Annotated in this window: 8 protein-coding genes; 4 read left to right on the forward strand and 4 right to left on the reverse strand. The window is 72.2% G+C overall.

Going from position 1 to position 6536, the window contains the following annotated elements; all coding sequences use genetic code 11:
• Positions 1-487, reverse strand: a 487-nt coding sequence (locus VAE46_RS10235; RefSeq protein WP_322796838.1) for a sugar phosphate nucleotidyltransferase, incomplete at its 3' end; no start/stop codon positions are given.
• Positions 488-527: 40 nt separating this feature from the next.
• Between VAE46_RS10235 and VAE46_RS10240 the strand changes: the two genes are divergently transcribed.
• Both VAE46_RS10240 and VAE46_RS10245 read left to right on the forward strand, forming a co-directional pair.
• Positions 528-1625: a glycosyltransferase family 1 protein gene (locus VAE46_RS10240; RefSeq protein ID WP_322796839.1), complete on the forward strand. Its 1098-nt coding sequence runs from the start codon at positions 528-530 to the stop codon at positions 1623-1625.
• Positions 1622-2518, forward strand: coding sequence for a glycosyltransferase family 2 protein (locus VAE46_RS10245; RefSeq protein WP_322796840.1), 897 nt, complete (start codon positions 1622-1624; stop codon positions 2516-2518). The genes VAE46_RS10240 and VAE46_RS10245 overlap by 4 nt, the downstream gene beginning before the upstream one ends.
• A 21-nt stretch (positions 2519-2539) precedes the next feature.
• Here VAE46_RS10245 and VAE46_RS10250 read toward each other — a convergent pair whose 3' ends face one another.
• The gene (locus VAE46_RS10250) at positions 2540-3907 is read right to left on the reverse strand and encodes an AarF/ABC1/UbiB kinase family protein (RefSeq protein ID WP_322796841.1); all 1368 of its coding nucleotides are present in this window, start codon (positions 3905-3907) and stop codon (positions 2540-2542) included.
• A 191-nt stretch (positions 3908-4098) separates the two neighbouring features.
• On the opposite strand from VAE46_RS10250, the gene VAE46_RS10255 reads away from it, so the two are divergent.
• Both VAE46_RS10255 and VAE46_RS10260 read left to right on the forward strand, forming a co-directional pair.
• On the forward strand, positions 4099-4296 hold the full coding sequence (locus VAE46_RS10255) for a hypothetical protein (RefSeq protein WP_322796842.1): 198 nt from the start codon (positions 4099-4101) through the stop codon (positions 4294-4296).
• A gap of 18 nt (positions 4297-4314) precedes the next feature.
• Positions 4315-5037, forward strand: coding sequence for a hypothetical protein (locus tag VAE46_RS10260; RefSeq protein WP_322796843.1), 723 nt, complete (start codon positions 4315-4317; stop codon positions 5035-5037).
• Here VAE46_RS10260 and VAE46_RS10265 read toward each other — a convergent pair.
• Together VAE46_RS10265 and VAE46_RS10270 are read right to left on the reverse strand one after the other, a co-directional pair.
• Positions 5030-6259, reverse strand: coding sequence for a CaiB/BaiF CoA-transferase family protein (locus tag VAE46_RS10265; RefSeq protein WP_322796844.1), 1230 nt, complete (start codon positions 6257-6259; stop codon positions 5030-5032). The genes VAE46_RS10260 and VAE46_RS10265 overlap by 8 nt on opposite strands.
• Before the next feature lie 75 nt (positions 6260-6334).
• The coding region (locus VAE46_RS10270) for a hypothetical protein (protein ID WP_322796845.1) at positions 6335-6536 on the reverse strand (202 nt) is incomplete at its 5' end.

Consider the following 6536-nt stretch of genomic DNA (forward strand, 5'->3'; position numbering starts at 1 on the left):
AGGGCGGCTCCGCCGGCTTCTCCACCACCCGCACGAGCCGCTCACCCTCCAGCACCGCCACCCCGAATGCCCGGGGGTCGGCCACCTCCCGCAACACCACCGCGCCATCCGCGCCGCTGCGCCGGAACCGCTCCACGAACCCCGTGATGCCCCCCAGCAGCACGTTATCGCCCAGGTACAGCACAAACGGCGTATCCCCCACGAACTCCCGGCAGACCAGCGCCCCGTGGGCGATCCCCAGCGGCGCCTCCTGCCGGACGTAGGTGAAGCGCGCCCCGAACTGTGACCCGTCGCCCATGGCCGCCCGCACCTGCCCCTCTGTCTCGCCCACCACCAGCGCGATCTCCTCCACCCCTGCCTCCACCAGCTGCCGCACCGGGAAGTGCAGGACCGGCGTGTTCGCCACCGGCACCAGCTGCTTCGCCCCCGAATAGGTGAACGGCCGAAGCCGGCTCCCCTTCCCGCCCGCGAGGACGATTCCCTTCATCCCGCAGGATTATAGGAGCCCCTCCCGCTAGGATCGCCCGGTGCCGGAGCCGCTCCACATCCTGCTCGATGCCAGCGCACTCCCGCCGCAGCCGGCCGGGGCCGGCGTCTACATGGTCCAGCTCGCCTCTGCCCTCGCCGCCCGCCCGTCGCTGCGCGTCAGTGCCCTCGCGCCGCGGCCGCTGCCAGGCTGCCGCCACCTGCCCGTGCCAGCGGGGTCGCCCGCGTGGCGCTTCGCCTGGCAGCTTCGCCGCCTCGGCCCCGAGGTCGGGCGCTCCGGTGCCGCCGTACTCCACGGCCTCCACTTCTACACCCCCCGCCGCCTCGCCATTCCGCGCGTCGCCACCCTCCACGACCTCACCTTTTTCCGCATCCCCCGCCGCTATTCGCCGGCCCGGCGCTGGTACTACCGCGCCATCGCCGCCACCGCCCGCTGGGCCGAGCGCATCATCGTCCCCTCCTCGGCCGTCGCCGCCGATGCGGTCCGCTACCTCCGCCTGCACCCCTCCCGCATCCGTGTCATCCCCGAGGCGCCGCGCACCGGCCTGCGCGCCCCCGACCCCGCCCGCGTCCGCGCCTACCGCGCCGCTCAGGGCCTCGAGGCGCCCTACTTCCTCTGTCTCGGTACCGCCGAACCGGGCAAGCGCGCCGTCGATGCCATCCGCGCCCTGCCCGCCATCCGCGAGCGCCACCCCCACGCCCTCCTCGTCCTCGCCGGCAACCCTGGCCCGCTCCTCCAGCCCCTCCGGCGCGAAGCCCGCCGCCTTGGCGTCGAATCGGCGGTGCGCTTCCCTGGCTACGTCCCCGACGCCGACCTCGCGGCCCTCCTCGCCGGCGCCACGGCGCTCATCTTCCCTTCGCTGTTCGAAGGCTTCGGACTGCCCCCGCTCGAGGCGATGGCCTGCGGCACGCCGGTCATCGCCAGCGACGCCCCCGCCATGAACGAGGTCCTCCGCGGCGCCGCCCGCCTCGTCCCCCTCCGCTCGCCCGCCGATATCGCCCGCGAGGCCGTCCGCCTGCTCGATGACCCTGCGTGGGCCGCGGAGTGCTCCGCCCGCGGGCTCCAGCACGCCGCCCGCTTCTCCTGGGCCGCCGCTGCCGAGGCCACCGAAGCCGTCTACCGCGAGGTCGCCGGGTGAGCCACGCCATCGGCACCGTCATCGTCACCTACCGCTGCCGCGAGCTCGCCCTCGCCTGCCTCGCCTCGATCGAGCAGCACCTGCCCGATCTCCTGCCGTCCACGGTCGTGGTCGATAACGCCTCCTTCGACGGCACGCCGGAGGCGGTCCGGGCTGCCTTCCCCTCCGTCCGCGTCATCGAACACCGCCGCAACCTCGGTTTCGCGGCCGGCGTCAACCGCGGCATCGAAGCGCTCCCCGGCGCCGAGGTCATCGCCCTGGTCAACCCCGACGCCGAGCTCCTCGATGACGGCCTTATCGCCGCCGCAGCGTACCTCCGCGAGCACCCGGGAGTCGGCGTCCTCGGCGGCCGCGTCCTCAACCGCGACGGGTCCATCCAGCCGAGCGCCCGCGCCTTTCCCTCCCACCGCCATGCGCTCTTCAACCGGCACTCCCTGCTCACCCGGCTCTTCCCCCGCAACCGCTGGTCCCGCCAGTACCTCCTCACCGACTGGGACCACGCCGATATCCGACCCGTCGATTGGGTCTCCGGCGCCTTCATGATCATCCACCGCCGCGCCCTCGACGCCGTCGGCGCCTTCGACCCCGGCTACTTCTTCTCCATCGAAGACGTCGACTTCTGCCGCCGCGTCCATGATGCCGGCCTGGAGGTGCACTACTTCCCTGATGCCGCCATCCGTCACCGCATCGGCGGCAGCTCCCGCCGCGCCGTCTTCCGGGCCATGGCCGGGCACCATCGTGGCATGTGGCGCTATTACCGCAAGCACTTCCGCACCAACCCGCTGCTCGATGCCGTCACCGCGGCCGCGATCGGCGCCCGCTTCGCCATCCACGCCGCGTCGTACACCCTCCGCACCGCCCGCAACGCGGCCCTGCGCCGCCCCAACCCCTGAGGGCCTCGCCCGCCCGGCGGGTCAGATCGGCAGCCCCTCCCGCGTCGTCGCCGCCGAAAGTCGCCCGAGCGGCGTGCTCGGCGGCGTATCGTCCACGTACTCCCGCACGATCGCCCGCCACGGCCCCCGCGCCCGCAGGCTCGCGAACAGCCCCGCCAGCCCGAAGTTGATCCTCGTGAGGAACACCATCCCCTCCGGCACGTTGCAGTGCCGGTTGATCTCCCCGCCCCGCCCGGTCGTCATCGTGTTCCGCCGCACCATCTCCGCGGCCAGCTCCGGCGTGAATTCCACCTCGTCCTCGAGGATCGGCGCCCAGTACCAGTGCATGTGCTCGTACAGCTCATCGGTCGAAAACGGCGCGTTCGGCAGCAGGATGCCGATCGCCTCGGTCGCGGCCCGCCAGCCCTCCCGGTCGCCGGCATCGAGCGCCCGGATCAGCCGCTTGAAGCCGGCGATCACGCCCGGCGAAAACTCCGCCACGCAGCCGTAATCCACGAACCCCACCCGCCCGTCCTCCAGCAGCAGGTAGTTGCCGGGGTGCGGGTCGCCATTGAACAGCCCGTGCCGATAGAGGCTCCCGAAGCAGAACCGGTAGAGGATCTCGCCCAGCCGGTTTCGCTCCTCCTGCGGCAGGTGGACCGCCCCCCGGAACGACCGACCCGGCAGCCACTCCTGCACCAGCACCGTGCCGGTCGTCAGCTCCGCGTAGACCCGCGGCACCCGCACGAAGCCGTGCCCCTCGAACGCCCGGGCGAACCGCTCCTGCCAGGCCGCCTCCCGCCGGTAGTCCAGCTCCCCGAGGATCCCCTCCTTCAGGTCGCGCAGCAGCGTCCCCACATCGAGCCCCTTCGCGACCAGTCCGCCCACGCCCAGCAGCAGCCCCACGTTCGCCAGGTCCTGCTCGATCGCCGCCCGCACGCCGGGGTACTGCACCTTCACCGCGACCCGCGTCCCGTCGCGCAGCTCCGCCCGGTGCACCTGCCCGATCGAGGCCGCCGCGAACGGCTCGCGTTCGAACCGGCGGAACACCTCGCTCAGCCGCCGGCCGTACTCCCGCTCCAGCACCTCCTCGACCAGCCCGAACGACATCGGCGGGGCCTGCGACTGCAGGGTCGCGAGCCCTGCGGCCATCTCCGGCGGCACGACCCCCGTCATCATCGAGAGGATCTGCCCGACCTTCATGGCCGCGCCCTTCATCTCCCCCATCGCCCGCGTCACGTCCTCGGCCGTGCGCAGCACCGCCTCCCGGCGCTTCTCTGCCCGGCGTTCGCCCCGGAAACGAAAGGTCGCCAGCCACCGGCCCGCCGCTGAGGCCGCCAGCCGCGCAGGTGTGACCGTTCGCGCCAGCCTTCCCGTCGGCATCGCCGCTCGTCGTTCCCGCTCGGCCATGCACCCCCCGTCGCAACAGCTGCGCCGCACGGGGGCGGCGCACAGGTTAGCGTCGCGCCTGCCCTGCCTCCCCTGCAAGGAACCCCCTTACCTGCCGAAACTCTTCGTAAAAACCCCGGGCCGATCTCCGGGTATCCATCTATTCAGTCGATACATCCATAGCCGATACTGCGGGTAAGAGGAGAACGACCATGTCCGGCATCTTCTACGACCCCCGCACACGCAGGCTCCACGCCGTCACCGCCCACCCCGACCCGTCCTGGACGCTCGTCACCCACAACCTTCGCGCCTCCGTCCACCAGTGCCGCCGCATCATGAGCGAATGGCTCTCCAGCGAAGAACTCTGGCTCGTCGATTGGCACATCGACCGTACGCCCCTCTCGGCCTGACCGCGCTACCATCTCCCCATGGACCCCGCGGCCATCGCTGACGCCCTCCGCCGCCTTGATGCCGCGCCCGGGCCCGCCTCCCTCCGCTTCGATGCCCCCGCCGAGCCGCTCGCGGGCCCCCTCGCCTTCCTCCCCTCCGCGTTCAACCCGCCGACCATCGCCCACCTCTCCCTCCTGCAGCGCGCCGCTGAAGCGGCTGACGCCCGGCCCGCTGCCCTCCTCTCCACCCGCAATGTCGAAAAGGCCGTCACCGGGGCCCCGCTCGAGGCCCGCATCGAAATGCTCCTCCTCGCCCGCGCCGAAGGCCACCCCATCGCCGTCCTCGCCGCCAACGCCGCCCGCATCATCGACCAGGTCGCCGCCCTCGAAGCCGCCTTCCCCGCCGCCGACCCCCTCCCCATCGTCGGCTTCGATACCCTCGTCCGACTCTTCGACCCCCGCTTCTACGCTGATATCACCCGCGAGCTCGACCCCTTCTTCGAACGCCGCCGCCTGGTAGCCGCCAACCGCGGCCATCAGCCCCTCGAAGCCGTCGCCGAATGGCTGCGCCGCAATGCCCCCGAGTACGCGCACCGCATCACCCTGGTCGAACTCGAACCCGAGGTCGCCGCGGTCTCCTCCACCCTCGCCCGCCAGCACGCCGCCCGCGGCGAACCCCCGCCGGCCGTCACCCCCGCCATCCGGCGCTACCTCGAGGAGCGCGCCCTCTACCGGGAGGCTCTCGCCCCGCGCTCTACGTAATCTCCGAGATATCCAGCCGGCTCTCCAGCGCCACCACGCCGCGCGCCGCCAGCGCATCCACCTCATCCGGCCCCATTCCCAGCAGCTCGCCAAGCACCGCGTAGGTGTCCGCCCCCAGGTCCGGCGGCGGCCCCGAAATCCCCGTCTCTGACCGCGACATCCGCACCGGCGTATTCGCCACCTTGATCGTGCCCGCCTTCGGGTGGGTCACCTCCCGGATCATCCCCCGCGCCCGCACCTGCGGGTCCGCCGCAACCTCCGGCACCCGGTTCACCGGGCCTGCCGGGATGCCCGCCTCCAGCAGCTCCTCCAGCCACTCGGCCGTCGTCCTCCGGCGGAAGGCCGCCTCCAGCAGCGGCTCCAGCTCGGCGTGGTTCTTCGTCCGCCGCGGCCCCGTCGCGAACCGCTCATCGTCGATCAGCTCCGGCACCCCCAGGATCGCGCACAGCAGGTTCCACTGGTTCTCCTCCCCAAACCCCAGCGCCACCACGATCCACCCGTCCGCCGTCGGGAACGCCTGGAACGGCGTCGCGCTCGGGTGCCGCGTGCCCAGCGGCCCCGGCACCTCCCCGGTCACGAAGTACCGCATGATCGCGTTCTCCATCACCGTCACCTGGCAATCGAGCATGCTGATGTCGACCCACTGCCCCAGCCCGCTCCGGTCCCGCTCCCGCAGCGCCGCCAGGATGCCGATCACCGCGAACATCCCCGCCACCACATCCCCATACGATACGCCCGGCCGGATCGGCGGCCCCCCCGGCTCGCCCGTGATCGAAAGCACCCCGCCCATCGCCTGCACGACGATGTCGAGCGCCGGCCGGTCCCGGTACGGACCCGTCTGTCCGAAACCGCTCACGCTCGCCAGGATCACCCGCGGGTTCCGCGCCGACAGCACCTCCCAGCCGACCCCCAGCCGGTCCAGCGTCCCGGGGGTGAAGTTCTCCATCACCACGTCCGCGTGCTCCACCAGCCGCAGGAACAGCTCCCGCCCCTCCTCGCTGCGCAGGTCGATCGCCAGGCTCCGCTTCCCCCGGTTCACCGAAAAGAAGTAACCGCTCCACCCGTTCTGGTACGGCCCCGTCGTCCGCGAAATGTCCCCGTACGGCGGCCGCTCGACCTTGATGACCTCCGCCCCCAGGTCGCACAGGATCATCGACCCGAACGGCCCCGCCAGCACCCACGTCAGGTCCAGCACCCGGACCCCTTCCAGCGGTCGCGACATGTCCCCTGCCCCTCCAGCGCGGCAGACTTCCCCCGATTCTCCCCGCGCCCCGCCTCCCCGTCGACCTCGCCCCGCTCAGGCCGCCCTGCGCAGTCGCTCCCCGGGCGTCGCCGCCCGCTTCACCACCGTCAGCGCGTACTCCCGCGTCGCCGTCACCGGGTCCTTCGTCCGCCACTGGTGCGCCTCCGTAATCACCGTCAGCGTCCCCGCGAAGCGCATCCAAAACACCAGGTACCGGTACGCCGGCATAAACGGAACCACCCACCACCCCCGCCCC

The organism is Tepidiforma sp. (assembly GCF_034433535.1).
In the GTDB taxonomy this organism is placed as follows: Bacteria; Chloroflexota; Dehalococcoidia; order Tepidiformales; family Tepidiformaceae; genus Tepidiforma.

Bases quoted from the DNA above. Each gene is read 5' to 3' on its own strand.
- VAE46_RS10265 (WP_322796844.1), bottom strand. From the start codon at position 6,259: ATGTCGCGACCGCTGGAAGGGGTCCGGGTGCTGGACCTGACGTGGGTG.
- VAE46_RS10260 (WP_322796843.1), top strand. From the start codon at position 4,315: ATGGACCCCGCGGCCATCGCTGACGCCCTCCGCCGCCTTGATGCCGCG.
- VAE46_RS10255 (WP_322796842.1), top strand. From the start codon at position 4,099: ATGTCCGGCATCTTCTACGACCCCCGCACACGCAGGCTCCACGCCGTC.
- VAE46_RS10250 (WP_322796841.1), bottom strand. From the start codon at position 3,907: ATGGCCGAGCGGGAACGACGAGCGGCGATGCCGACGGGAAGGCTGGCG.